Here is a 22,471-nt window from a genome sequence, read left to right as displayed (position 1 = left end):
CGGCGCCTCGTCCGGGTCGTGGACTCGGCGACAGGAGGTCAGCTTAACCGCACGAAAAATTTACACAATATTCGGCCCGTCCGGATCGGGTTTTTGCGACGAGCCGAGTCGTTGGCCCGAAACACACGAAAAAGGGCGGCCCGTTTCCGGACCGCCCTTCTCTTCTCCACCCGTCGGCGGAAAAACTGTTAGCGCTTCGAGAACTGGAAGCTGCGGCGGGCTTTCGCCTTGCCGTACTTCTTACGCTCGACCGCGCGGCTGTCGCGGGTCAGGAAGCCGGCCGCCTTGACCGGGCTGCGCAGCGCGGGCTCGAAGCGGGTCAGCGCCTGCGCGATGCCGTGCAGCACGGCACCCGCCTGGCCCGACAGGCCGCCGCCCTTGACGGTGGCGATCACGTCATATTGGCCGACGCGGTCGGTCAGGCCGAAGGGCTGGTTGATGACGAGGCGCAGGGTCGGACGCGCGAAATAGACTTCCTGGTCGCGGCCGTTGACGGTGATCTTGCCCGTGCCGGGCTTGACCCACACGCGGGCGACGGCATCCTTGCGGCGGCCGGTCGCATAAGCGCGGCCCTGCTTATCGACGATCTTTTCGCGCAGCGGCGCCGCCGGAGCGGCGGGCGCGACGGTGGCGTCGACGGCGCCGGCGAGATCCTTGAGATCGGTCATGGTCTGTTCGTCAGCCATTATGCACCCACCTTGTTCTTGCGGTTCATCGACGCGACGTCGATCACTTCGGGGCTCTGCCCTTCATGCGGATGTTCGCTGCCGGCGAAGATGCGCAGGTTGCGCATCTGCTGGCGGCCGAGGGGGCCACGCGGAATCATGCGTTCGACGGCCTTTTCGAGCACGCGCTCGGGGAAGCGGCCTTCGAGCACCTTCTGCGCGGTCACTTCCTTGATGCCGCCGGCATAGCCGGTGTGCTTGTAGTAAACCTTGTCAGCCAGCTTCTTGCCGGTGAACGCCACCTTTTCCGCGTTGATGACGATGACATTGTCGCCGCAATCGACGTGCGGAGTGAAGCTCGGCTTGTGCTTGCCGCGCAGGATGTTGGCGATGATCGACGCGACGCGGCCCACAACGAGACCCTCGGCGTCGATCAGCACCCATTTCTTTTCGACCGTGCCGGCGTTCGCCGAGGCGGTCGTCTTGGTCAGCGCCTTCATGGCACGCTCCTTGACAGACAGGGACTTCAGATATGGATCGGAGCGCGAGCGCCCCGAAACAGGCGCGCCGCCTGTCCCGAACAGACGAAGCGGCGCTTCGGAGCGGGCCAATGGCGACAATCGCCGCGAAAGTCAATCAGGAAGCGGCTTTGCTGACGGGTATCATGATACCATCACCTCGGATCGCCGGCAGCGAGGTCGCGTATCCGTTCCTCCACCAGCCGCCGTTCGCTCCCGTTTTCGCCCGCCACCCATGTCGCGCGACGCTCGCCGAGGATGAGACCCGTCGCGGTATCGATCGTCCATGAGGTCGCGATCTCGATCGGCGGGCGTGCGTCCGGTCCGCCCGCGGCGGCCGGGCGTTCGATCCTGGTGATTGTGCGCCGGTTGCCGGCCTGCTCGACTTTCAGGTCCGATGCGCCATCGGCAAGCGCGGGATTCGCAGGCGCCACCAGCGCCCGGATATCGGCGGTCGCCAGCTTGTCGCGCTCGGCGGGCGGCAGGCTGGCGAGCAGTCCTGCCACCTGTTTGGCTTCGCCCTGCCCGGCGCCGGCTCCCATGGACTGGACCTTGCCGAGGACGCGCGCCCACTGCGCATCGGGATCGATCATGTCGACGCGACCGCCATCGGCCGCGACCAGATAGCTGATCGTCTGGCCGATCAGCGGGCGCAGGAGCCCCGTAAGCGCCTGCACCAGTTCGGGCCGGGCATCGGATTCGATCCGGCGCAGCGTCGCCGCGAGCTGGACGCCGCGCCCGGCGCGCTCCCATTGCAGGGCGTAGACGAGCGTATAGCTCGCCATCGAGCCATCGCGCGCCCGCCGGCGGCTGGTGACGCGATAGGTCATCGGCTCGCCGACCGGCGGCGCGAAGCGCAAGGGCGCGACGGCGAGCGAGGCGGGCGGCGGTGGTGCGGGAGGCGGCTCGAGCGCGAGCAGCAGCAGCGCTGCGCCGATCATGCAGCGGGCCGGCCCAGCCGGTGGAGCGCGGCGGCCGCGGTCGCGACGAGGATCGCTCCCGTCACCTGATGCAGCACCGCGATCCACATCGACACATCCGTGACCACCGTCAGGATGCCGAGCGTCATCTGCGCCGCGACGACGGCGACGAGCAGTCCCGCTTCGGTCCGCGCGCCGCGCCGCGCCAGCGCGCGCGCGATCAGCAGCATCGTCAGCGCCGCGGCCCACGACCACCAGCGGTGCATGAAATGGATGAGAAAGGGATCGTTGGTGAAGGCGAACCAGGCGCCGCGCGACCAGTCGATTCCCTCGGGCACGAAATGGTCGTTCATCGACGGCCAGGTGCTGGCGACATAGCCCGCGTTGAGCCCCGCGACCCACGCGCCGAGCAGCAGCTGGACGAACAGAACCGCGATCGCCGCGATCGCCGCCGCAGTGAGCCGCGCTTTAGGCGCGGCAGGATCGCGCGCCATCAGTGCAAAATCGCGCGCCGTCCAGACGAGCGCGGCGAGCAGGAACAGCGCGGTCAGCAGATGCGTCGCGAGCCGGAAATGGCTGACGTCGGTGCGATCGACGAGCCCCGAGGCGACCATCCACCATCCGATCGCGCCCTGCAGCCCGACCAGCGCCGCGAGGCCGAGCAGGCGCCAGCCATAGCCCGCGGGAATCCTGCGCCGCCACGCGAAGAAGGCGAGCGGGACAAGCAGCGCCATGCCGACGAGCCGCCCGAGAATGCGGTGCAGCCATTCCCAGAAGAAAATGCCCTTGAACGCGGCGAGCGACATGCCGGCATTGATCTCCTTATATTCGGGGATCTGCTGATATTTCGCGAACTCGGCCTGCCACGCCGCGTCGCTGAGCGGCGGCAGCACGCCCGAGACCGGCTTCCATTCGGTGATCGACAGTCCCGATTCGGTGAGGCGGGTGATGCCGCCGACCGCGACGACCGCGATCACGAGCAGCGCGACGATCCACAGCCAGCGGGACAGCAAGGCGGGTCGGGGGTTGGGGTGCGACATGGGCCGCCCTATCGGCGCTTGCCCGGCGATAGGCAAGAGGGGCGCAAAGCCGGGCCGCCCGAAAATTCACCAACCGAAAATTCATCGCCGCGACAGGCGGCGATTGTTATGCGGCGGCGATGCGGCCTCTCCTCCTTCTCGCCTCCGCCCTGCTTGGCCTTCTGTCAGCGGCGCCCGCAACGGCCGCGGCGCCGGCCGCCTCGCCCTACCCCGAACTCGCGGCGCTCGAGAGCCGGATTGCCGCGATCGGCTTTCGCCTCACCACCGCCAACGCGGCCTGGTGCCCGGCGCTGCAGCCGCAGTTCGGCTGGATCTGGGGCGACCCCCGGCTCTACGCTGCCGGGCGGCGGGCCGAAGCGCTCGCGGCCTATCATGCCGGCGACACCGACGCCCCCTATATCGCCGCCATCGCGCCGCATTCGCCAGCGGACCTGGCCGGGCTCAAGGTCGGCGAGCCGGTGCTGGCGCTGGGCGGCACGCCTCTTCCCCCCGGCGAAGGCAGCGACCCCTTCGCGCGCATCGCCGCCGCCGAGACGCTGTTCGCCGCCCTGCCGCCCGGCGCCGTCGCGCAAATTTCGGGCGCGGCGGGTCACGTCACCGCCGTCACCCCGGTTCCGGGCTGCGCGACCGACTTCCGTGTCGATGCGCGCGACCGGCCCGAGGGCGCCGCCGATGGCCGGCTCGTCGTGGTGAGCGGCGGCCTCGTCCAGTTCGCCACCAGCGACGACGAACTCGCCGCCGCAGTCGCGCACGAGCTGGCGCACAATATCCTGCGCCACCGCGTCCGCCTCGATGCCGCGGGAGTCGATCGCGGGCTGGGCAAGCAGTTCGGCCGTAGCGCCCGGCTGTTCCGCCAGACCGAGGTCGAGGCCGACCGGCTTTCTCCCTGGCTGCTCGCGGGCGCGGGGTACGACCCGCATGCCGCGATCCGCTTCTGGACCAGGTTCGGCGAACGTGAAGGACCGATATTGTTCCAGGCGGGCACCCATCCGCGCTGGCGCGCGCGGGTCGCCTCGATCGAGGCCGAAGTACGCGCGATCGATGCTGCGCGAGCCGCCGGCGAACCCCTCCAGCCGCCGTTGATCACCGATCCGCCGCCCTTGGAATAGGTCCCGCGCGACCCTATTTACCCGGCATCCTTTCCCTTGCCGAACGAGGACGATGCCATGACCCGTGAGACCGCAATCCTGGCCGGAGGCTGCTTCTGGTGCACCGAAGCCGTGTTCCAGTCGCTCGAGGGAGTCGACGGCGTCGAAAGCGGCTATATCGGCGGCACCACCGTCAATCCGACTTACAAGCAGGTATGCGGCGGCGATACCGGCCATGCCGAGGCGATCCGCATCACCTATGACCCCGCAGTCCTTTCCTATGACGATCTGCTCGACGTCTTCTTCGCGACGCACGATCCGACGCAGCTCAACCGCCAGGGGAACGACATCGGCACCCAATATCGCAGCGCGATCTTCCCCGAAGGCGAGGCGCAGACGGCGGCCGCGCGCGCCGGGATCGGGCGCGCCGGTGCCGATTGGCCGGCGCCGATCGTGACGACGATCGAACCCGCCTCGACCTGGTATCCCGCCGAGGATTATCATCAGGCCTATTGGGACGGTGAGGGCCAGCGCAATCCCTATTGCATGGCGGTAATTCCGCCCAAGCTCGCGAAATTGCGAAAGGGGTTCGCCGACCGGCTGCGCACCGGTTGACCCTCCGAAGAAGCGCCCAAGGCGTCGGCCGACTGTTGCAATATGGCCGCATGACGTCACTTTTCCTTGACTTTGCGGCGCTTTAGACTAGCGGACGCCGCCGCGTAGGGGCAAGATGACCGCCGGCGCAGTTGGGGGTCGCTGCACGGTGCTCGTTTCGCTTTTCCTGATCGGATCGTCGCTCACGACGCCCCAGATGGCGATCCAGGCCGCGAGCCAGACGATCGTCGAAGACAGTCCCGGCGGAATCGCCCAGGGCGTCAACCGCATCCTCGGCGGAATCATCAGTTACACCCGCTGGCCGTCCCCCGCGCCGCGCACGACCTGCCTCGTCGGGGCGCCGCGATTGACCGACCGCATCGCACCGGCGGCGCCGGGCGGGCGCATGATAGCGGTGCGCCGCACCTCGGTCGCAGGCGCCATGGGCGGCGACTGCGACATCATCTTCCTCGGTCATATGCCGGTCGCCGATCGCCAGCGCCTGATCGGATGGGTGCGCGGCCGCCCGGTACTGACGGTGACCGACGACGATCCGAGCTGCGGCCTGGGGGCGATGTTCTGCCTGAGCGGGCGGGCGACCAAGGTCAGCTTTTCGGTCAATCTCGACGCGATCGGCCGCAGCACGCTGCGCACCGATCCGCGCGTGCTCAAGATCGGCAGCGACGACGGAGAGGCGCGATGAGCGGCCGCCCGCCCGAGCGCCCCGGTGCCCGCACGACGCTGCAGAAGCTCTTGTCGCGCTTTCACTTCGGCATCACGCTTTTCGCCGTCGCGCTGTCGGGGATAACCATTCTGCTCGCCGGAATCACCACGCTGCGCAGCTATGCCGACCGCAATATCGAGCTGGCGGCCAAGCTCGGCGCCTATGGCGCCGAACCCGCGCTGGTGTTCAACGACCCGCAGGCGGCGCAGGAGGGGCTTGAGCCGCTGATGCACATTCCGGGCATCGCGCGGCTGCGGCTGCTCGACGATCGCGGCCGGCCGCTTTATCAATGGGCGTCGCCGTTGGGCGATCCGGCGCCGCTTCTGACCCATCTGTTCTTTCCGCGTCCGTCCGCTGCGACCGTCGAACGCAACGGATCGGTGATCGGGCGGATCGAGGTGTGGGGCGACAGCTCGACGCTGATCGACTATGTCCGCATCGGCGCGCTCGCGGGCCTCGGCTGCCTGCTGATCACCGCGTTCGGAACGATCCTGCTCGCCCGCCGCTTCGAATATGAGCTGGTCAAGCCGCTCGGCGAGATCGCGACCGTCGCGCACGACGTCCGCCTGCACCGCCGGTTCGACAAGCGGGTGCAGCCGCTCGGGATCGCCGAACTCGACCGGCTGGGCGGCGACATCAACGCGCTGCTCGACGAACTGCAGGGCTGGCAGGGAACGATGGAAAGCGAAAAGGCGGCGCTCGCGCACCGCGCGTCGCACGACATGCTGACCGCGCTGCCCAACCGCGCCGCCTTCGACGAGCAATTGCGGCAGCGCATCCTGATAGCGGAGACGAAGGGCCAGCGCTTCGCGCTGCTGTTCATCGACGCCGACAATTTCAAGGCGGCGAACGACAATCACGGCCATGCCGCGGGCGACGCCGTGCTCGTCGAGTTGTCGGAGCGCATCAAGGACACGCTGCGCAAAGGCGATTTCGCGGCGCGGATCGGCGGCGACGAATTCATCGTCCTTATCGATCCGCTCGACGAGAGCATTCGCCCCGACGGCCTTGCCGATCGCATCCGGGCGAGCGCGGCGCAGCCGATCGCGCTGCCTGGCGGCGCGGAATATCGGCTGGGCCTCAGCGTCGGCACCGCCGTCTATCCCGACGACGGTGTCGACGCGCGCGCGCTGCTGACCGCCGCCGATGCCGCCATGTACGCCGACAAGCTGAACAATCGTTCGAAATAGAATCAAGCGGAGAAGAATAGTGCCCCAGTCCCTCCTGACGATCCGCCACCTGGCGCTCATGCTGATGACCGCACTCCTCGCGGCCTGCCAGACCGTGCCGCCGCCGAAAGGCTTTAGCCCCGAACAGGTCGCCGTCCTCCAGGCCGAGGGCTTCGTCGAAACGGGCGACGACTGGGCGCTCACCATCCATGATCGATTGCTCTTCGACACGAACGAAAGCAGTCTGAAACCCGAACAGGTCGAACGGCTGGGGACGCTCGCGCGCCATCTGGTCGCGGTCGATATCATGACGGCGCGGGTCGAAGGCCATACCGATTCGACGGGATCGAGCGCTTATAACCAGACCTTGTCGGAAGCGCGCGCGCAAGCCGTCGCGGCGTCGCTGCAGGCGAACGGCATGCGCTTTGCCGCCGACCAGATCGTCGGCCGCGGCGAAACGATCCCGCTCTCGCCTAACGATACCCCCGAAGGACGGCAGGACAATCGCCGCGTCGTATTGATCGTATCGCCGCCGGCCTGATCGCGGCCGATCGCCGGGGAGAGGACCGGCGGAGCCGCGCTCCGCCGGTCCCCTTGCCTATTCGCCCTCGATATTGGGCTTGGGGAAATTGTCCGCCCCGATCGTCTTGTAGAGCCAGCCGCCGACGAGCCCGCCGGCGATCGGCGCGACCCAGAAGAGCCAGAGCTGCTGCAGCGCAAGCCCGCCGACCACGAGTGCCGGGCCGGTGCTGCGCGCCGGATTGACCGAGGTGTTGGTCACGGGGATCGAGATCAGGTGGATCAGCGTCAGCCCGAGGCCGATCGCAATCGGCGCGAAACCCGCGGGCGCGCGTCCGTCGGTCGAGCCCATGATGATCCAGAGGAAAACAGCCGTCAGCACAACCTCGATGATCAGCGCGGACCAGATGTCGTAATGGCCGGGCGACCCCGCATCGAAGCCGTTGGCGGCCAGCCCCTTGGCGATGTCGTAGGTCGGACTGCCCTGCGCGATATAATAGAGCAGAAAGGCCGCGACGATCGCGCCGATGACCTGGGCGACGACATAGAGCGGGATATCACGCGCCTCGAAACGGCCGCCGGCCCACAGGCCGACGGTCACCGCCGGATTGAGATGGCAGCCCGAAATATGGCCGATGGCATAGGCCATCGTGACGACGGTAAGGCCGAACGCAAGCGCGACCCCGAGCAGGCCGATGCCGACGTCGGGAAAAGCGGCGGCGATGACGGCGCTGCCGCAGCCGCCGAAGACAAGCCAGAACGTGCCGATGAATTCGGCCAGACCCTTTTGGATATTCGTCATGGGACCCTCCTCCCGCAGGCGGCCATGGCGCCGCCGGCGCGAGGCGGAACCTAGCACAGTCGAATCGACCGGCAAGTCCTTGTAAACCATATGTCCCGTGACGGGATTCGCATGGCTTCAGGCGGCCGCCGCCTCTTTCCGTCGCAATATCCTGTTCACGCAAGCGGGCCTATGCGAAGAGACATCCGGCGAGGAGATAGATATGCGGGTCCTGATCGTTGCGGCGCTGGCCATTCCCTTGCTCTCCGGCTGCGTGAGCACGGTGAAGTCGGTCGTCACGGCTCCCGTGAAAGCGGTCGGGCAGGTCGCCGACTGGTCGACGACGAGCCAGGACGAGGCCGACCGTAACCGCGGCCGCGCGATGCGCGCACGCGAGGAAAAGCTCGGCAAGCTCTCGCGCCAGCGCGACAAGGCGACCGAGAAATGCAACGGCGGCGACCAGGCCCAATGCCAGCGCGCCGAAGTGCTCGAGCACGAAATCGAAGCGGTGATGGCGCAGCCGATGTAAATCGGCCCGCTCCCCCAACCCGGCCTCCCAACAGCCTATTCTGAAATGGGAGGCCGGGTGGGGAAGCGGGCCGGTGCCGCTTTCACCGTTAGGCGAAGCCGATCAGCGCACCCGCCGTCCCGTCCACACGACGCGGCCGACCAGCCGCACCGCCGTCACCGGCAGATCGTCCCAGCTTCGGTAATGCGGATTGTCGCTGATCACCGAAACCCGGCCCGGCCCCGGCGAGCGCGCGATGCGCTTCACCATCAGCACATCATCCATCCTGAGCACATAGATGCCGTCGCGCAGCCGCGCCGCGGCATCGCCGCCATCGACCAATATATCGTCGCCGTCGTTCAGCGTCGGCGCCATCGAATCGCCCTCGACCCGAATGATGCTGAGCGCGCGCGGATCGGCGCCGAGGTCGCGCAGCCATTTGGGATCGAAGGCCACCTGCCCCTCGACCGGCTCGCCATCGACGCTGGCCCCCGCGCCCGCCGAGGCGCCGATCGCGAGCTTCGGCACCAGCACCATATCCCCGCCGCGCAGGCGTGCTGGCACCGCAACGCGGCGTTCGGGTCCGCCGAGCAGCGCTTCGGACACGCCGAGATAGGCGGCGATGCGCGCGCGGTCCTCCTCGGCCAGCCGCCGCGGCGTCCCGCGCTTGATATATTGCTGGATGTAAGCGGGATTGCGCCCGATGCGCGCCGAAAGCTGCGCATAGTCGATCCCCCGCTCGGTGAGCAGGCGGTCGAGCGCGGCGCGCGGGTCTAGGTCGAATTCGGTCATCGGGTCACCGGGTGGCTGGTCCTTCCACTTTCATCCATAGCGATAGGATTTTTCCTAGACAAGTAGGAAATTGCCTCTCAAATAGGAAAAATCCTATCGGGCGAGTCGCCCGGCAACTGCAAGACTGGGAGGACAATATGGAGCGCAGCCTGCTGCAACGGATCGAGGCTTTCCTGAAGGAATCGCAGATGCCGCCGAGCGTCTTCGGCCGCGCTGCGGCGCGCGATCCGCGGCTGGTAAGCGACTTGCGCGGCGGGCGCGAGCCGGGGCGCCGGATGACCTGCCGCGTAGAACATTTCATGAACAAATGGCGTGCCGACCGATATGCGGGGATCGTCGTGCCACGCGGCGATCGCCGCGTCAGCGCAGGAGGCCGGGCATGATGCGCTGGTCTCCGGCGGCCCCGGCACACCCCGGCTGTCCGCATCGCCGCCTGACCCGGCTGCTGGCCGCCGAACTCGGCGAGGATGCCGCGCTCGGACAATCGACATTGCGTCCGTGGGCCAGCGCCAATTTCGTCGGGGCGCGGCACCTGTTCGCCTGCGTGGGCAGAAGCGCACCGCTGGATTCGCTGCGCGAACGGCTGGCGACCGCCGAGTGGCGGCTGCCCGGCCATATCGTCGCCGACGTCGCGGTGGAACCGGGCGAAGGCCCGGCGTTCACGATCGAAATTTTGACCGTCGAGGATTAGCCGGCGGTCGAGCGGTTCATCCGCTGGAGCGTGCTGAGCGCGGCCTCGAGCGCGAAGTCGATCGCTTCCTCGCCTTCGGCTTCGGGCGCCGCGTCGGGCACCGGAATCGCCGAGGTCGCCACGGGGCGGCGGCGCGCGAGCCCCGCCTCGAGGCGCGCGACCATCGCGCCGAGCGAATTGTCGGCGGGGTCGGGCATCGCGGGACCGGCACGGTCGACCGGCTGCAGCCAGGGCTCGGCACCGGGCTCTTCGGTTTCGACCGGCGCGAGGTCGGCGAGGATCAACTCGTCATCCGCGGGCCAGTCGGCCGGATCGGGAACGGCGGGTTCGACGGGAGCCTTCACCGGCCCCAGACCCTGCGCGGGCAGGTCGCGCCCGGCGCGGATCGGCGGACGCGGCGGATCGTCGGGATGTACATCGGCGCGGCGGCGGCGCACCGGCGCATCATCATCCGGCTCGACCGCCCTCCGCGGCTTCAGACGGCGCCCGAGCGAGGCAAGCCCCGATTGCTCGGGCTCGGCGATCAGTAGCGCGACGAAGCCCGCGATCAGCGCGGCGATCGCCGCCATGCCGAGCGCCAGCGACAGCCGCGCGGCATTGCCCACCGGCGGCATGAAAAAGTCGGCAAGCCGGTCGAGATAGAGGTTCCAGCTGATCCCCGCGACCCACGCCATCGGCATCACCGCGGCGAACAGGAAGGTCAGCGCCGCGGCGCCGATCACCGCCGGCAGCGCAGGGCTCAGCGCGCGCAGCACGGCGCCCGTTCGGCTGGTCTTCGGCGCTTCGCTATAATCGTCCATATCGTCCAGATCTCGTCAGGCCGCCTGCGCCGCATGGGCGCGCAGCAGGCGTTGGTAAACGGGTTCGTAACGCAAAATGTTTGACGACCAGTTACGATGCGTCTCGACAAAGATACGCGCGATCCGCCGCCGTTCGTCCCACAGGCCGCGCTGCCCGAGCAACCCCGCCAGCGCCGCGGCGATCGCCGCCGGATCATCGGGCGCGAACAAGGTTCCGGTCACGCCATCCTCGATCAGCTCGCGGTGCCCGCCGACGTCCGACGCCGCGACCAGCTTGCCCTGCGCCATCGCCTCCAGCGGCTTCAGCGGCGTGACGAGATCGGTGAGCCGCATCTTCTTGCGCGGATAGGCGAGGATGTCGATCAGCGAATAATAACGCTCGACCTGCTCGTGCGGCACCCGGCCGACGAAATGGATACGCTCCGCGACCGGCGATGCGGCGGCCTGCGCGCGCAGCGCCGCCTCCATCGGCCCGCCGCCGACGAGCAGCAGCCGCGCGCCGGGTTCGGCCGCGGCAAGCACCGGCATCGCGGCGATCAGGTCGTCGATGCCTTCATAATCGTAGAAGCTGCCGATGAAGCCTATCACCGCATCGCCCGCACCGATGCCGAGGTCGGCGGCAAGCGCATCCTCGCGCGGCGGCGGATGACCGAACAGCTCAAGATCGACGCCGTTCGGCGACACCACGATCTTGGCGGGGTCGATCCCGCGCGCCACCAGGTCGCCGCGCAGCCCCTCGCAGATCACCGCGACCGCATCGGCCGCTTTGACTGCATGGGTTTCGAGCTTTTTGGTCAGCCAATAGCGCGCACTCCCTTCGCGCCCGGTGCCGTTGCCGACCGCCGCATCCTCCCAAAAAGCCCGGATTTCGTATATCACCGGCACGCCGAGCCGTTTGCCCGCGCGGAGCGCCGCAAGCCCGTCGAGCACCGGCGAATGCGCATGGAGCAGGTCGGGTTTCCACTCCTTCGCCAACGCCTCGGTCCGCGCCGCGAGCGCCGCGATCTCGCGCCATTCGCGGATCGGCGAGCGCACGGGGGTAATGGCGGGCGTGCGATAGAAGGTCAGCCCGTCGACCGTTTCGACCTCGGGCCCGGGAACCGGATGCCGCACCCCGGTGACTCCCGCAACCTCCCACCCCTTCGCAATCTGCGCCTTCATCAGCGCGCGGGTGCGAAAGGTGTAGCCGCTGTGGGCGGGCAGGCTGTGATCGAGGACGTGCAGAATACGGGTCATCGTCTATGGTCTCTGACAGACAAGGCTTAACGCGGCGTCAACCCAGATAGCCTAGACAAGGCCCTATATGATCGACAATTTTTCCATTGCCCTGACGCATGTCTTGATGGCGATCGCGCTCTGGCGCCTGCTTCATCGCGACGATCTCGATCATGAGGTGAGCCCGCGCCAGCTCTGGCAGCAGCGCCGCGATGCCGAAGCCGCGGCCGCAAAGGACGCCCCGGCCGATGCGTGACATCGCCTTCGTCGCCTTTCTGTTCGCGTTCATCGGGCTCGGCTTCCGCAAGCCGTTCCTGTTCGTGCTGTGCTTTTGCTACATCGACATCGTCGCGCCGCAGCGGCTCAGCTATTTCCTCATCAACTCGATCCCGATCTCGCTGATCGTCTTCGGGCTCGCAATCGGCGGCTGGCTGCTCGCCGACGACAAGCGCGATACGCGCTGGTCGGGGCGGCAGTTCCTGCTGATCGCGCTGCTCTTCTATTGCTGGGCGACGACGATCAACGCCGATTTCCCGATCGAGGCGCAGGAGAAATGGAGCTGGGTGTGGAAGGCGCTCGTCTGGGCGATCTTCCTGCCGCTGACGCTCCGCACCAAGCTCCGGATCGAGGCGCTGATCCTGATCATGCTGCTTTCGGCGGGCGCGATCGCGATCGCGGGCGGGATCAAGACCGCGGGCGGCGGCGGCGGCTATGGCCAGCTCCAACTGCTCCTCAACGAAAATTACGGGCTCTACGAAGGGTCGATCATGTCGGCGGTCGGCATTTCGATCATCCCGCTGATCCTCTGGTATCGGAAACACGGGACGATCTTCCCGCCCGACTGGCGCGTCTCGCTCTTCTGCTTCGCGCTCGTCTTCGCCTGCGCGCTGCTCCCGGTCGGAACGCAGGCGCGCACCGGGCTCGTCTGCCTCGTCATCCTCGCCATCCTGTCGCTGCGCGCGGTCAGGCACCGCTTCCTCTATATCGCCGGCGCGGTCCTGCTGACGGTCGCGGTCGTTCCGTTCCTGCCGCAAAGCTTCACCGCGCGCATGGAAACGATCCGCGACCACAAGGCCGACCAGTCGGCCTCGACGCGCGTTGCGGTGTGGGCGTGGACCTGGGACTATGCCAAGGAACACCCGTTCGGCGGCGGATTCGAGGCCTATATCCAGAACCATGTCCGCGTCGAACGGGCGGCGAGCGCCTATGACCCCAACCAGCCGCAGGAATCGGCGCCGACGGTCTATGAAGAACAGTCGCGCGCCTATCATTCGAGCTATTTCGAAATGCTCGGCGAACAGGGCTATCCGGGGCTCGCGCTCTGGCTGCTGCTCAACGCGGTCAGCATCGTCCAGCTCGAACGGCTGCGCCGCCGCTATCTGAAGACCCGCCGCGCCGAGGAGCAATGGATTGCGCCGCTCGCGACCGCACTCCAGCACGGTCATGTCACCTATATGATCGGGTCGCTGTTCGTCGGCATCGCCTTCCAGCCTTTCATCTACATGATGCTTGCGCTCGAAATGGGCCTGTCGACCTATGTCCGGCGGCGCGAGCAGGAGGCGGGATGGCGCCCGCTCATCGCGCGCCCGGCGCAGGTGCCGGCGCGCCACGCCCTTCCCGCCGGACAGGGATAGGGGAACCATCCTGCGCCCCGGCGCGCTATTGCGGCATGCCCGCCGCGCGCCTCATCCATGTCGACGACAGCCTGCCGGGCATCGGCCGCGAGCGCGCCGGCGTGGGTTGGCGATATCGCGATGCCAAGGGAAAGATCATTCGCGACCGCGAGGAAATCGATCGCCTGAACGCGATCGCGCTGCCGCCCGCCTATGAGGATGCGTGGTTCTGCCCGGCCCCCAACGGCCATATCCTCGCCACCGGCTATGATGCGCGCGGACGCAAGCAATATCGCTATCACCCCGAATTTCGCCTGGCGCGCGAGGCTGACAAATATGACCGCTGCGCCGCGTTCGGTCGCACCCTGCCGCTGCTCCGCGCTCGTCTTCAAGGCGATCTCGCGCGGCGAACCCTGTGTCGGGACCGCATCGTCGCCGCGGTCGTGCGCCTGCTCGATCTCGCCGCGCTCCGCGTCGGAAACGAGGAATATACCGCGGCGAACAAGAGCTTCGGCGCGACGACGCTGCGCCAGCGCCACGCCACGCCTTCGGGCAAGACGCTGCGCCTCGCCTATCGCGCCAAGGGCGGCACGAAGCGCGAGGTGACGATCAGCGACCGCAATCTCGCAACGCTCGTCCGCCGCCTGCAGGATCTGCCGGGGCAGCATCTTTTTCAATATGAGGATGAGGACGGCCTCTGCGCGGTCGGTTCGAGCGACGTCAACGCCTATATCCGCGAAGCGATGGGCGGCGACTTCAGCGCGAAGCACTTCCGCACCTGGTCGGCGAGCGTCGAAGCCTTCGCCTTCCTCCACGCTGCGCCCGAACCGCCGACGCTGAAGGCGATGCTCGCGCATGTCGCGGACCGGCTCGGCAACACGCCCGCGGTCGCGCGCAAGGCCTATATTCACCCCGCAATGATCGCCGCGGCTCAGCGGCGCAATGATTTCGCGGCCGAAGCGGGTCCCCTGCCGCGCGCGACGCGCTATCTTTCGCGCACCGAGCGCGGTTTTCTGGCCTGGATCGAGCGCGCGCCCGATGCCGCGGCGTTGCTTCGTTCCGCCTGATCCGCCAAGAGGATTGCATGACCCTTTCGCTTCTCGCCGCGACCCCGACCGCCGCCGCCAAGCCCGCGCCCGCAAAGGCGGCCGCAGCCGACCCGATGGCCGACCTACAGCATTATTGGGACGCGAGTGTCGCCTGGGTGAACAGCCATTGGCTGCAGATCGGCATCGCGATCGGCGCGGGCCTGATCATCTATTTCCTGCTCTCGATGGCGCGCCGCTTCGCGCTCAAGCATGCGATGTCGGCCGAAGGCGAGATGACCTTCACCCACATCGCCGGGCGCGTCCTCCACAAGACCAAATCCTTCGTCCTCGCGATCGTCGCGATCCGCCTCGTCGCGGGCTATGCACAACCGCCCGCGGTGATCCTGCAGCTCGTCCAGTTCGTCTTCACCATATCGGTCGTCCTGCAGGTGGCGATCTGGGCGCGCGAAATCGTGCTCGGGCTGATTCAGCGCCGTGCCGCCGAAGGGAACAACGAGACGCTGAGCAACGCGATGGGAATCATCCGGCTGCTGATCAGCGTCGCGCTGTTCGCGATCGCGGGCATCGTCATCCTCGACAATATGGGGGTCAATGTCACCGGGCTGATCGCCGGTCTCGGCATCGGCGGCATCGCGATCGGCCTCGCCGCGCAGGGCATCTTCTCCGACCTCTTTGCCTCGCTCTCGATCATCTTCGACCGCCCCTTCCGCGTCGGCGAGACGATCAAATACGACACCAGCACCGCGACGGTCGAGCGCATCGGACTCAAGAGCACGCGGCTGCGTTCGGTGAATGGCGAATTGCTGGTCATCTCGAACACCAATTTGCTGAGCAAGGAGATCACCAATTTCGCGCACCTCCATCGCCGGCGCGTGACCTTCGCGATCGGCGTCATTTATCAGACGACGCCCGCCATGCTCCGCGCGCTTCCCGAACTGCTCGAGGAGCAGGTGAAGGCGGCTGGCCATGAGTTCATCCGGTCGAGCTTTACCGGCTTCGGTCCGTCCAGCCTCGACTTCGAACTGCTCTTCGATGTCTTCAGCGACCAGTATGACGTGGTCGCCGCCGCGCGCACCGACGTCGCGATCCGCCTCTTCGAGGCCTTGTCGGCCGCCGGTTACGATTTCGCCTACCCGACGCAAACCACCTTTACCGCCGCGCCCGACGGCACGATGATCATGCCCTATCCCGAGTCCCCGAAGCCGCGGACGAGTGCCGCGAAGCCCGCCAAGCCCGACTGACGTTACGGCGCCATAGTCAAAGCCCTTGGCTCTTGTGCAACGCGGCAAGAGAGGCCTAGAACGCCCCCGAACCAAAGATTGAGGGGATCAATATGACCACGATCACGCCGCAGGAATTGCAGGGCAAGGTCGGTGAACATCTCGGCACGTCCGACTGGGTGCTCGTCGATCAGGAGATGATCAACAAGTTCGCCGATGCGACGGGCGATCACCAGTTCATCCACATCGACGAGGTAAAGGCGAAGCTGACGCCGTTCGGCGGCACGATCGCGCACGGCTTCCTGACGCTGTCGCTGATCCCTATGCTCGGCGCGAGCCTCGACGGGCCGAAAATCGGCGGGATCAAGATGGGCGTCAACTATGGCGGCAACAAGGTCCGCTTCCTGTCCCCCGTCCGCTCGGGCAAGCGCGTGCGCAGCCATGTGAAGCTGCTCGAACTCGACGAGAAACGCCCCGGCCAGTGGCAACAGACCAACGAGATCAGCATCGAGATCGAGGGCGAGGAAAAGCCCGCGCTGATCGCCGAGTGGATCACGCAATTCTTCGTCTGAACGGAAATATCCGGCCGACCTCCCCCGAAAAGATAACCGGAACCAAGCAGAAGGACCCTTACTCATGCGTGACGCCGTCATCGTTTCCACCGCCCGCACCCCGCTGACCAAGGCGGCGCGCGGCTCGTTCAACAACACCACCTCGCCGACGCTCGGCGCCTGGTCGGTCGCCGCCGCGGTCGAACGCGCCGGGGTTTCGGGCGGCGAGATCGACGACGTCATCTTCGGCGCCGCGATGCAGCAGGGGTCGCAGACGATGAACGTCGCGCGGCTGATCGGCCTGCGCGCCGGCCTGCCCGTCACCGTCCCCGGCATGTCGATCGACCGTCAATGTTCGTCGGGCCTGATGACGATCGCGACCGCCGCGAAGCAGATCATCGTCGACCGCCAGGACATCGTCGTCGCGGGCGGCGTCGAGAGCATCTCGAAGGTAAGCGGCAGCGGCAAGACCTTCTTCGAGGCCGACCAGGAATTGCTGGCGATGCACAAGGACATCTACATGCCGATGATCGGCACGGCAGAGGTCGTCGCGAAGCGCTACAACATCAGCCGCGAAGCGCAGGACGAATATTCGCTCCAGTCGCAGCAGCGCACCGCCGCCGCGCAGGCCGCGGGCAAGTTCGCCGACGAGATCGTCCCGTGCAAGGCGACGATGGCGATCGTCGACAAGGAAACGAAGGAAGTCTCCTACAAGGAGGTCGTCGCCGACAAGGACGAGTGCAACCGCCCCGACACGACGCTCGAAGGACTCGCGAGCCTCAAGCCGGTGATGGGCGAAGGCCACACGATCACCGCGGGCAACGCCAGCCAGCTTTCGGACGGTTCGTCGGCGTGCGTCGTGATGGAGGCCAAGCTTGCCGAGAAGCGCGGCCTGACCCCGCTCGGCCGCTATGTCGGCATGGCGGTCGCGGGCACCGAGCCCGACGAGATGGGCATCGGCCCGGTCTTCGCGATTCCGAAGCTGCTCGAACGCTTCGAGCTCAAGATGGACGACATCGGCCTCTGGGAACTCAACGAGGCGTTCGCGGTGCAGGTCCTCTATTGCCGCGACAAGCTCGGCATTCCGAACGAACTGCTCAACGTCAACGGCGGCTCGATCTCGATCGGCCACCCCTTCGGCATGACCGGCGCGCGCTGCGTCGGCCACGCGCTGCTCGAAGGCAAGCGCCGCGGCGTCAAATATGCCGTCGTCACCATGTGCATCGGCGGCGGCCAGGGCGCGGCGGGCCTGTTCGAGGTCTTCTGATGATCGATCGGGCCGGCCTCATCGCCGGCCCGTTCTTTTTTGAACGAGAGGGAAGACCATGAGCGCCATCGGAGTGATCGCAACGATCCGCGTGCAGCCGGGCAAGGAAGGTGATTTCGAAGCGGCCTTCGCGGACCTCGCCGCGGCGGTGAATGCCGACGAGCCGGGCAACAGCTATTATCGCCTGTTCCGCACCGACGAGGCCGGCACCTACAAGGTGCTCGAATGCTATGACGACGCGGCGGCGGTCGAGGCGCATCGCGCATCGAGCCATTTCCGCGAGATCGGCACCCGCTTCGGCCCCTGGCTCGCCGGCGCCCCCGACATCGAACGCCTCGCCGCGGTCTGACCGCTCGCGCCTATTTCACCCGGTTGAACAGGTTCGTCCGCATCCCGGGCGTGCCGTCCCTGGTGAAAAAGACGACCGTTTCGGTCATCGTCTTGCCGTCGGGCGACACCGTATAGGTGCGCATCGATCCCGGCACGCCACCGAGCGCGAGGGCGGTGATCATCACATTCGGCTCGGGCATCCGCGTCGCGACGGTGTCGGCCTCCAGATTGCCCTCGACATGGACGGGCTTGCCGTCGGGGGCCCAGAGCGACTTCGCGCGGACCATCTTCCCGTCGGGCAGCGTCACGTCGACCAGCGTCCGCCATTGCCCGGAGCCCGCGTCGCTATAGGTGATCGTGACGCTCTTCGGCCGCGCCTCGGGCGGGATCGGCAGCTTTTCGACATCGACCGCCCAGGTGCCGATCAGCGGCGAAACGGCCGCCTCCCCGGCCAGCGCGGGGCTTGCCGACATCGCGCCGGCGAGCAACAGGACCGGAAAGAGCGTTTTCATCGAACCTCTCCAAAGCATTTCATATCGCAGCATTTTTATCCGGCGCGGCGCGCGCGTCAATCGACCTCGGCGATCTCCACCGCGCGGTCGCCGAGCAGATAGCGCGGCCCCGCGCCGCGCTGCGCCGCCTTGTCCTCGCGGTTGTAGAGCGCGCATTTCTTGAGGCTGAGGCAGCCGCAGCCGATGCAATTGCCCAGCAGTTCGCGCGTGCGTTCGAGCGCGGCGATCCGCGCATCGATCCGCGCGCGCAGCCCGGTGCTGATCCGCGCCCAGTCGGCGGCGTTGGGCGTGCGCCCCGCCGGAAGCCGCGCAAGTTCGCCCGCGATCTCCTCAAGACTGAGCCCCATCTGCTGCGCGATGAGGACGAACGACACGCGGCGGATGTCGGCGCGTAAAAAGCGCCGCTGCCCGCCCCCGGTGCGCAGCGCCTCGATCAGCCCCTTCGCTTCATAGAATCGGATCGCCGACACCGCGACGCCCGTGCGCGCCGCGAGTTCGCCGATAGCGATCAGGTCGGTGCGGTGCATGGCCCTGCTCCTGCCTTTGAGCTTCCTCTTGATCTAAACCTGACTTGAGCTTTTATAGATCTCGCGTCAATCCGAATCAGGAGTTCTTTCGTGACGCATCCCTTCATCGAACATGTAAACCTCACCGTCAGCGACCCCGATCGCACCGCGGGCATCCTGTCGGCGATTTTCGGCTGGCACGAGCGCTGGCGCGGCCCGGCGCGCGATGGCGGGCGCACGATCCATCTCGGCAGCGACGCCGCCTATATCGCGCTTTATGCCGGCCCCGACGGCGAACATGCCGGCGCCCGCTACCCGAAGGGCGAGCCGCTCAACCATGTCGGGGTGCAGGTCGGCGACCTCGACACCATCGAGATGCGGGTCAAGGCGGTCGGCCTCACGCCCTTCAACCACGGCGATTACGAACCCGGCCGGCGCTTCTACTTCTTCGATCCCGACGGCATCGAATATGAGGTCGTCAGCTATTCCGAACCGCGCCGGCGCTGAAGCACCTCAGGACGCCTCCGCCGCCGCCCGTTCGCGCGCCTCGACCGCGATGTCGATCAGTGCCGACAGCACGCGCCGCGCCGCGGCGATATCGTCGGCGCTGGCGCGCGCCGCGAGCTTCGCATCGACCGCCTCGCGCGCCTTGCCCTGCACCGCCGCGGCGTGCGCGCCGCGCTCGGTCAGGCGGAGCACCAGCCGGCGCCGGTCTTCGGGATCGACCTGTCGCTCCAGATAGCCGCGCATCACCAGCGTATCGACGAGCTGGCCGGCCGCCTGCTTGGAAATGCGGAGATCCTGGATCAGCGCGCTCAGCGGCACATCGCCGGCCCCGAGCGCGAGACCGCCAATGACGTAGAGGCCATTCGCCGGAATATCGTCGAACCCCGCGCGATCGAGCGCGCGCCGCATCGCCCCGCCATAGGTGGTGCGGGCATGGCGCAGCAGCGCGGGCATGACGATGTCGTGGTGACGGGGGGTGTCGGTATCGGCCATGATTCACCCTTATAGTCTATAACTATGATAGTCAATATATTTTACTATACGAATTGCAGACTATCATTTCCCCGTCACCCCGGACTCGGTCCGGGGTGACGTAAGAATATATGACTATAAGGACGGCGCGATCCGCCCTTCGCGAAACTCGAACCCGCCCTCGCGGTCGCGCGCGAGCAGCGCCGGCCCGTCGAGATCGACCCAGCGCGCGCGCTGCGCGAGAACGAAGGCGGGAGCGATCGCAAGGCTGGTGCAGAGCATGCAGCCGACCATGATCGACAGCCCCGCGGCATCGGCGGCGTCGGCGAGCCGCAGCGCCTCGGTCAGCCCGCCCGCCTTGTCGAGCTTGATGTTCACCCCGTCATAGAAGGGGCCGATGCGCGCGACATCGGCGGCGGTGTGACAGCTTTCATCGGCGACGAAAGGCACCGGCGCATAGATCGGGTCGAGCAGCGCGTCGGCGCCGACCGGCACCGGCTGCTCGATCATCTCGACGCCCATGTCGGATAGCGCCTCGGCCTCGCTCAAGATATCGATCTGGCCCCAGCTTTCGTTGGCATCGACGATCAGCCGCGCGTTCGGCGCGCCCTTGCGAACCCCCGCGACGCGCAGCCGGTCGCCCTCGCCGGTCAGTTTCAGCTTGAGCAGATGATAGCCGTCGGCCTCGGCGGTCGCCGCCGCCTCGGCCATCGCGCCCGGCGTGCCGAGCGAGATGGTGAAGGCGGTCGTGCGCGCGGTCGGCGCGCCGTCGCAGCCCGCGAGCTGCCAGAGCCTGAGCCCGCGCTGCCGTGCCTCCAGATCCCAGAGCGCGCAGTCGAGCGCATTGCGCGCCGCGCCCGGCCCCATGATCTCCTGGATCGCCGCGCGCGCCGCCGCAGCGTCGAGGTCGGCGACATGCGGCGCCGCGTGCAATATCTGGTCGCGGCATCCAGCAGCATCCTCGCCGAGATAATAGACCGGCGTCCCCTCGCCGCGCCCCGAGGCGCCGTCCCCTTCGACCTCGGCGACGACGACATCGACATGGGTCTTCGCGCCGCGGCTGATCACGAACTCGCCCGCGACCGGCCAGCGCTCGACGCGCGCGCTTTTCAGTTGGATAGCCATCGTCCGACCATAGGCCAAGACCGCAGCCACACAATATCGTCATTGCGAGGAGCCGAAGGCGACGAAGCAATCTCCAATTACCGATATGGCAAGGACGGCCGCTGGAGATTGCTTCGCTTCGCTCGCAATGACGGAGAAATTTTCTATGGTGCTGCGATGAGCGACAAACCCCTTTCCGCCAAATCCCTTTCCGAACGCATCGGCGATCTCGGCCACCGCCTCGCGGTCGAGGCGCACGCCGCCTGGCTCGCCGCGCGCGATCCCCGCGTACCATGGCCCGCGCGCCTGCTTGCCATTGCCGTTGCGGCCTATGCGCTCTCGCCGATCGATCTGATCCCCGATTTCATCCCGGTCTTCGGCTGGCTCGACGACCTCGTCATCGTCCCGCTCGGCCTGCTTCTCGTGCGCCGCCTGATCCCCGTTCCGCTCTGGGCCGAACTCCACGCCGCCGCCGAAGCCGCGAGCGAGCGCCCGTCGAGCCGCGCCGGCATGGTCTTCATCCTGCTGATCTGGGCGGCTTTGCTTTATATCGTCTACTGGTCGGTGCGGACGTCGCCCTGGCATTGACACGCGCAAGGAGGAGCGAACATGGCAAAGCTTGTCTTCGGAATGAACCAGTCGCTCGACGGCTATGTCGACCATGACAAAATGGCGACCGAGCCCCTGCTTTTTCGTCACTGGACCGGGCATGTCGAGGGACTCGCCGGCAGCGTCTACGGCCGCCGCATGTACCAGATCATGCGCTACTGGGACGAGGATCATCCCGAATGGGGCGCGGATCACCAAGCCTTCGCGGCGGCGTGGCGGCGCCAACCCAAATGGGTCGCCTCACGCACGCTGGCCACGGTCGGCCCCAACGCCACCCTCGTCGAGGGCGACGTCGTGGCGCTGGTACGGGATCTGAAGGCACGGCTCGACGGGGAGATCGCGGTGTCGGGACCCGATCTGGCGCAAAGCCTGACCGACGCCGACCTCATCGACGAATATCGCCTCTATCTGCATCCCGCCGTACTCGGCCGCGGCACCCCCTTCTTCGCCGGCCCGCGCCCGCCGCTCCGGCTGGTCGCGACCGATATGGTGAGCGAAGCGGTGATCCGTCTGACCTACGTTCCTGCCTGACAGCCGTCCCCGCAGCGAAGACCTCCCCAAGGCCCTGTGTCGGCATTGGGGTGGGGAGCGGACGCTGCCCTTTCTTTACTTCGTCATCCCCGCGAAAGCGGGGACCCAGAGCGTCCGTCCGCTTACCCATCCCTGGGTTCCCGCTTTCGCGGGAATGACGAAGGGAGAGTGTGCGGC

The 22,471-nt window shown here is 67.2% G+C and carries 30 protein-coding genes; 18 read left to right on the top strand and 12 right to left on the bottom strand.

Annotated features, from left to right (window positions below):
* Nucleotides 1-188: 188 nt before the first annotated feature.
* The 4 genes from rpsI to ACE3SL_RS03465 form a co-directional block, all read right to left on the bottom strand.
* The gene (rpsI, locus tag ACE3SL_RS03480) at nucleotides 189-686 is read right to left on the bottom strand and encodes a 30S ribosomal protein S9 (RefSeq protein WP_374524365.1); all 498 of its coding nucleotides are present in this window, start codon (nucleotides 684-686) and stop codon (nucleotides 189-191) included.
* Complete coding sequence (gene rplM, locus ACE3SL_RS03475) at nucleotides 686-1,165, bottom strand: 50S ribosomal protein L13 (protein ID WP_374524364.1); 480 nt, start codon at nucleotides 1,163-1,165, stop codon at nucleotides 686-688. The genes rpsI and rplM overlap by 1 nt, the downstream gene beginning before the upstream one ends.
* A 173-nt stretch (nucleotides 1,166-1,338) precedes the next feature.
* The gene (locus ACE3SL_RS03470; protein WP_374524363.1) at nucleotides 1,339-2,124 is read right to left on the bottom strand and encodes a hypothetical protein; all 786 of its coding nucleotides are present in this window, start codon (nucleotides 2,122-2,124) and stop codon (nucleotides 1,339-1,341) included.
* Entirely contained in the window at nucleotides 2,121-3,143 is a 1,023-nt protein-coding gene (locus ACE3SL_RS03465; RefSeq protein ID WP_374524362.1) for a COX15/CtaA family protein, read from the bottom strand. The genes ACE3SL_RS03470 and ACE3SL_RS03465 overlap by 4 nt, the downstream gene beginning before the upstream one ends.
* 119 nt (nucleotides 3,144-3,262) lie before the next feature.
* Here ACE3SL_RS03465 and ACE3SL_RS03460 point away from each other — a divergent pair, with 119 nt between their 5' ends.
* The 5 genes from ACE3SL_RS03460 (at nucleotide 3,263) to ACE3SL_RS03440 (ending at nucleotide 7,259) form a co-directional block, all read left to right on the top strand.
* On the top strand, nucleotides 3,263-4,252 hold the full coding sequence (locus ACE3SL_RS03460; protein ID WP_374524361.1) for a M48 family metalloprotease: 990 nt from the start codon (nucleotides 3,263-3,265) through the stop codon (nucleotides 4,250-4,252).
* A 57-nt stretch (nucleotides 4,253-4,309) separates the two neighbouring features.
* Nucleotides 4,310-4,846, top strand: a complete 537-nt coding sequence (gene msrA, locus ACE3SL_RS03455; RefSeq protein ID WP_374524360.1) for a peptide-methionine (S)-S-oxide reductase MsrA — start codon at nucleotides 4,310-4,312, stop codon at nucleotides 4,844-4,846.
* A gap of 148 nt (nucleotides 4,847-4,994) precedes the next feature.
* Entirely contained in the window at nucleotides 4,995-5,528 is a 534-nt protein-coding gene (locus ACE3SL_RS03450) for a YfiR family protein (RefSeq protein WP_374524359.1), read from the top strand.
* Nucleotides 5,525-6,739: a diguanylate cyclase domain-containing protein gene (locus tag ACE3SL_RS03445; protein WP_374524358.1), complete on the top strand. Its 1,215-nt coding sequence runs from the start codon at nucleotides 5,525-5,527 to the stop codon at nucleotides 6,737-6,739. The genes ACE3SL_RS03450 and ACE3SL_RS03445 overlap by 4 nt, the downstream gene beginning before the upstream one ends.
* Nucleotides 6,740-6,758: 19 nt before the next feature.
* Entirely contained in the window at nucleotides 6,759-7,259 is a 501-nt protein-coding gene (locus ACE3SL_RS03440) for an OmpA family protein (protein WP_374524357.1), read from the top strand.
* Between the two features lie 57 nt (nucleotides 7,260-7,316).
* On the opposite strand, the gene aqpZ is transcribed toward ACE3SL_RS03440, so the two are convergent.
* Nucleotides 7,317-8,039 carry an aquaporin Z gene (gene aqpZ, locus ACE3SL_RS03435; RefSeq protein WP_374524356.1) on the bottom strand — a complete coding sequence of 241 codons (723 nt, stop codon included), beginning with the start codon at nucleotides 8,037-8,039 and terminating at the stop codon, nucleotides 7,317-7,319.
* Nucleotides 8,040-8,241: 202 nt separating this feature from the next.
* On the opposite strand from aqpZ, the gene ACE3SL_RS03430 reads away from it, so the two are divergent.
* Nucleotides 8,242-8,547, top strand: coding sequence for a hypothetical protein (locus ACE3SL_RS03430; RefSeq protein ID WP_374524355.1), 306 nt, complete (start codon nucleotides 8,242-8,244; stop codon nucleotides 8,545-8,547).
* Nucleotides 8,548-8,649: 102 nt separating this feature from the next.
* On the opposite strand, the gene ACE3SL_RS03425 is transcribed toward ACE3SL_RS03430, so the two are convergent.
* Complete coding sequence (locus ACE3SL_RS03425; RefSeq protein ID WP_374524354.1) at nucleotides 8,650-9,318, bottom strand: S24 family peptidase; 669 nt, start codon at nucleotides 9,316-9,318, stop codon at nucleotides 8,650-8,652.
* Nucleotides 9,319-9,455: 137 nt separating this feature from the next.
* Between ACE3SL_RS03425 and ACE3SL_RS03420 the strand changes: the two genes are divergently transcribed.
* A complete protein-coding gene (locus tag ACE3SL_RS03420; protein WP_374524353.1) occupies nucleotides 9,456-9,701 on the top strand; it encodes a hypothetical protein in 246 nt (81 codons plus the stop codon).
* Complete coding sequence (locus ACE3SL_RS03415) at nucleotides 9,698-10,009, top strand: hypothetical protein (RefSeq protein ID WP_374524352.1); 312 nt, start codon at nucleotides 9,698-9,700, stop codon at nucleotides 10,007-10,009. Before ACE3SL_RS03420 ends, ACE3SL_RS03415 begins: the two co-directional genes overlap by 4 nt.
* On the opposite strand, the gene ACE3SL_RS03410 is transcribed toward ACE3SL_RS03415, so the two are convergent.
* Nucleotides 10,006-10,809 carry a hypothetical protein gene (locus ACE3SL_RS03410; protein WP_374524351.1) on the bottom strand — a complete coding sequence of 268 codons (804 nt, stop codon included), beginning with the start codon at nucleotides 10,807-10,809 and terminating at the stop codon, nucleotides 10,006-10,008. The genes ACE3SL_RS03415 and ACE3SL_RS03410 overlap by 4 nt on opposite strands.
* Nucleotides 10,810-10,824: 15 nt before the next feature.
* A complete protein-coding gene (locus ACE3SL_RS03405; protein ID WP_374524350.1) occupies nucleotides 10,825-12,045 on the bottom strand; it encodes a TIGR04063 family PEP-CTERM/XrtA system glycosyltransferase in 1,221 nt (406 codons plus the stop codon).
* A 67-nt stretch (nucleotides 12,046-12,112) separates the two neighbouring features.
* Here ACE3SL_RS03405 and ACE3SL_RS03400 point away from each other — a divergent pair, with 67 nt between their 5' ends.
* The 7 genes from ACE3SL_RS03400 (at nucleotide 12,113) to ACE3SL_RS03370 (ending at nucleotide 18,073) form a co-directional block, all read left to right on the top strand.
* Entirely contained in the window at nucleotides 12,113-12,280 is a 168-nt protein-coding gene (locus ACE3SL_RS03400) for a hypothetical protein (protein ID WP_374524349.1), read from the top strand.
* Nucleotides 12,273-13,658, top strand: a complete 1,386-nt coding sequence (locus ACE3SL_RS03395) for a putative O-glycosylation ligase, exosortase A system-associated (protein WP_374524348.1) — start codon at nucleotides 12,273-12,275, stop codon at nucleotides 13,656-13,658. The genes ACE3SL_RS03400 and ACE3SL_RS03395 overlap by 8 nt, the downstream gene beginning before the upstream one ends.
* A gap of 35 nt (nucleotides 13,659-13,693) precedes the next feature.
* Nucleotides 13,694-14,704, top strand: coding sequence for a DNA topoisomerase IB (locus ACE3SL_RS03390; protein ID WP_374524347.1), 1,011 nt, complete (start codon nucleotides 13,694-13,696; stop codon nucleotides 14,702-14,704).
* 95 nt (nucleotides 14,705-14,799) lie between these two features.
* Nucleotides 14,800-15,927, top strand: a complete 1,128-nt coding sequence (locus tag ACE3SL_RS03385; protein ID WP_374524389.1) for a mechanosensitive ion channel family protein — start codon at nucleotides 14,800-14,802, stop codon at nucleotides 15,925-15,927.
* Between the two features lie 92 nt (nucleotides 15,928-16,019).
* Nucleotides 16,020-16,478 carry a MaoC family dehydratase gene (locus ACE3SL_RS03380; protein ID WP_374524346.1) on the top strand — a complete coding sequence of 153 codons (459 nt, stop codon included), beginning with the start codon at nucleotides 16,020-16,022 and terminating at the stop codon, nucleotides 16,476-16,478.
* Between the two features lie 64 nt (nucleotides 16,479-16,542).
* A complete protein-coding gene (locus tag ACE3SL_RS03375; protein ID WP_374524345.1) occupies nucleotides 16,543-17,724 on the top strand; it encodes an acetyl-CoA C-acyltransferase in 1,182 nt (393 codons plus the stop codon).
* A 58-nt stretch (nucleotides 17,725-17,782) separates the two neighbouring features.
* Nucleotides 17,783-18,073: a putative quinol monooxygenase gene (locus tag ACE3SL_RS03370; protein WP_374524344.1), complete on the top strand. Its 291-nt coding sequence runs from the start codon at nucleotides 17,783-17,785 to the stop codon at nucleotides 18,071-18,073.
* 10 nt (nucleotides 18,074-18,083) lie between these two features.
* On the opposite strand, the gene ACE3SL_RS03365 is transcribed toward ACE3SL_RS03370, so the two are convergent.
* Nucleotides 18,084-18,566 carry a hypothetical protein gene (locus ACE3SL_RS03365; RefSeq protein WP_374524343.1) on the bottom strand — a complete coding sequence of 161 codons (483 nt, stop codon included), beginning with the start codon at nucleotides 18,564-18,566 and terminating at the stop codon, nucleotides 18,084-18,086.
* A gap of 56 nt (nucleotides 18,567-18,622) precedes the next feature.
* Complete coding sequence (soxR, locus tag ACE3SL_RS03360; protein WP_374524342.1) at nucleotides 18,623-19,093, bottom strand: redox-sensitive transcriptional activator SoxR; 471 nt, start codon at nucleotides 19,091-19,093, stop codon at nucleotides 18,623-18,625.
* A gap of 90 nt (nucleotides 19,094-19,183) precedes the next feature.
* On the opposite strand from soxR, the gene ACE3SL_RS03355 reads away from it, so the two are divergent.
* The gene (locus tag ACE3SL_RS03355) at nucleotides 19,184-19,579 is read left to right on the top strand and encodes a VOC family protein (RefSeq protein WP_374524341.1); all 396 of its coding nucleotides are present in this window, start codon (nucleotides 19,184-19,186) and stop codon (nucleotides 19,577-19,579) included.
* Nucleotides 19,580-19,585: 6 nt separating this feature from the next.
* On the opposite strand, the gene ACE3SL_RS03350 is transcribed toward ACE3SL_RS03355, so the two are convergent.
* Nucleotides 19,586-20,071 carry a MarR family winged helix-turn-helix transcriptional regulator gene (locus ACE3SL_RS03350; protein ID WP_374524340.1) on the bottom strand — a complete coding sequence of 162 codons (486 nt, stop codon included), beginning with the start codon at nucleotides 20,069-20,071 and terminating at the stop codon, nucleotides 19,586-19,588.
* 114 nt (nucleotides 20,072-20,185) lie between these two features.
* Nucleotides 20,186-21,175 carry a dipeptide epimerase gene (locus ACE3SL_RS03345; RefSeq protein ID WP_374524339.1) on the bottom strand — a complete coding sequence of 330 codons (990 nt, stop codon included), beginning with the start codon at nucleotides 21,173-21,175 and terminating at the stop codon, nucleotides 20,186-20,188.
* Nucleotides 21,176-21,331: 156 nt separating this feature from the next.
* Here ACE3SL_RS03345 and ACE3SL_RS03340 point away from each other — a divergent pair, with 156 nt between their 5' ends.
* Nucleotides 21,332-21,742 (top strand): YkvA family protein, encoded by a 411-nt coding sequence (locus ACE3SL_RS03340; protein ID WP_374524338.1) that lies wholly within the window; start codon nucleotides 21,332-21,334, stop codon nucleotides 21,740-21,742.
* 21 nt (nucleotides 21,743-21,763) lie between these two features.
* Complete coding sequence (locus ACE3SL_RS03335) at nucleotides 21,764-22,294, top strand: dihydrofolate reductase family protein (RefSeq protein ID WP_374524337.1); 531 nt, start codon at nucleotides 21,764-21,766, stop codon at nucleotides 22,292-22,294.
* Nucleotides 22,295-22,471 lie beyond the last annotated feature (177 nt).

Source organism: Sphingopyxis sp. (genome assembly GCF_041916015.1).
GTDB lineage: Bacteria > Pseudomonadota > Alphaproteobacteria > Sphingomonadales > Sphingomonadaceae > Sphingopyxis.
The sequence above is the reverse complement of the archived record's forward strand: the minus strand, read 5'-3'. Positions and strand labels throughout refer to the sequence as shown.

Coding starts and splice junctions, on each gene's coding strand:
- rpsI (WP_374524365.1), bottom strand. CDS start 686: ATGGCTGACGAACAGACCATGACCGATCTCAAGGATCTCGCCGGCGCC.
- rplM (WP_374524364.1), bottom strand. CDS start 1,165: ATGAAGGCGCTGACCAAGACGACCGCCTCGGCGAACGCCGGCACGGTC.
- ACE3SL_RS03470 (WP_374524363.1), bottom strand. CDS start 2,124: ATGATCGGCGCAGCGCTGCTGCTGCTCGCGCTCGAGCCGCCTCCCGCA.
- ACE3SL_RS03465 (WP_374524362.1), bottom strand. CDS start 3,143: ATGTCGCACCCCAACCCCCGACCCGCCTTGCTGTCCCGCTGGCTGTGG.
- ACE3SL_RS03460 (WP_374524361.1), top strand. CDS start 3,263: ATGCGGCCTCTCCTCCTTCTCGCCTCCGCCCTGCTTGGCCTTCTGTCA.
- msrA (WP_374524360.1), top strand. CDS start 4,310: ATGACCCGTGAGACCGCAATCCTGGCCGGAGGCTGCTTCTGGTGCACC.
- ACE3SL_RS03445 (WP_374524358.1), top strand. CDS start 5,525: ATGAGCGGCCGCCCGCCCGAGCGCCCCGGTGCCCGCACGACGCTGCAG.
- aqpZ (WP_374524356.1), bottom strand. CDS start 8,039: ATGACGAATATCCAAAAGGGTCTGGCCGAATTCATCGGCACGTTCTGG.
- ACE3SL_RS03430 (WP_374524355.1), top strand. CDS start 8,242: ATGCGGGTCCTGATCGTTGCGGCGCTGGCCATTCCCTTGCTCTCCGGC.
- ACE3SL_RS03425 (WP_374524354.1), bottom strand. CDS start 9,318: ATGACCGAATTCGACCTAGACCCGCGCGCCGCGCTCGACCGCCTGCTC.
- ACE3SL_RS03420 (WP_374524353.1), top strand. CDS start 9,456: ATGGAGCGCAGCCTGCTGCAACGGATCGAGGCTTTCCTGAAGGAATCG.
- ACE3SL_RS03415 (WP_374524352.1), top strand. CDS start 9,698: ATGATGCGCTGGTCTCCGGCGGCCCCGGCACACCCCGGCTGTCCGCAT.
- ACE3SL_RS03410 (WP_374524351.1), bottom strand. CDS start 10,809: ATGGACGATTATAGCGAAGCGCCGAAGACCAGCCGAACGGGCGCCGTG.
- ACE3SL_RS03405 (WP_374524350.1), bottom strand. CDS start 12,045: ATGACCCGTATTCTGCACGTCCTCGATCACAGCCTGCCCGCCCACAGC.
- ACE3SL_RS03400 (WP_374524349.1), top strand. CDS start 12,113: ATGATCGACAATTTTTCCATTGCCCTGACGCATGTCTTGATGGCGATC.
- ACE3SL_RS03395 (WP_374524348.1), top strand. CDS start 12,273: ATGCGTGACATCGCCTTCGTCGCCTTTCTGTTCGCGTTCATCGGGCTC.
- ACE3SL_RS03390 (WP_374524347.1), top strand. CDS start 13,694: ATGCCCGCCGCGCGCCTCATCCATGTCGACGACAGCCTGCCGGGCATC.
- ACE3SL_RS03385 (WP_374524389.1), top strand. CDS start 14,800: ATGGCCGACCTACAGCATTATTGGGACGCGAGTGTCGCCTGGGTGAAC.
- ACE3SL_RS03380 (WP_374524346.1), top strand. CDS start 16,020: ATGACCACGATCACGCCGCAGGAATTGCAGGGCAAGGTCGGTGAACAT.
- ACE3SL_RS03375 (WP_374524345.1), top strand. CDS start 16,543: ATGCGTGACGCCGTCATCGTTTCCACCGCCCGCACCCCGCTGACCAAG.
- ACE3SL_RS03370 (WP_374524344.1), top strand. CDS start 17,783: ATGAGCGCCATCGGAGTGATCGCAACGATCCGCGTGCAGCCGGGCAAG.
- ACE3SL_RS03365 (WP_374524343.1), bottom strand. CDS start 18,566: ATGAAAACGCTCTTTCCGGTCCTGTTGCTCGCCGGCGCGATGTCGGCA.
- soxR (WP_374524342.1), bottom strand. CDS start 19,093: ATGCACCGCACCGACCTGATCGCTATCGGCGAACTCGCGGCGCGCACG.
- ACE3SL_RS03350 (WP_374524340.1), bottom strand. CDS start 20,071: ATGGCCGATACCGACACCCCCCGTCACCACGACATCGTCATGCCCGCG.
- ACE3SL_RS03345 (WP_374524339.1), bottom strand. CDS start 21,175: ATGGCTATCCAACTGAAAAGCGCGCGCGTCGAGCGCTGGCCGGTCGCG.
- ACE3SL_RS03340 (WP_374524338.1), top strand. CDS start 21,332: ATGAGCGACAAACCCCTTTCCGCCAAATCCCTTTCCGAACGCATCGGC.
- ACE3SL_RS03335 (WP_374524337.1), top strand. CDS start 21,764: ATGGCAAAGCTTGTCTTCGGAATGAACCAGTCGCTCGACGGCTATGTC.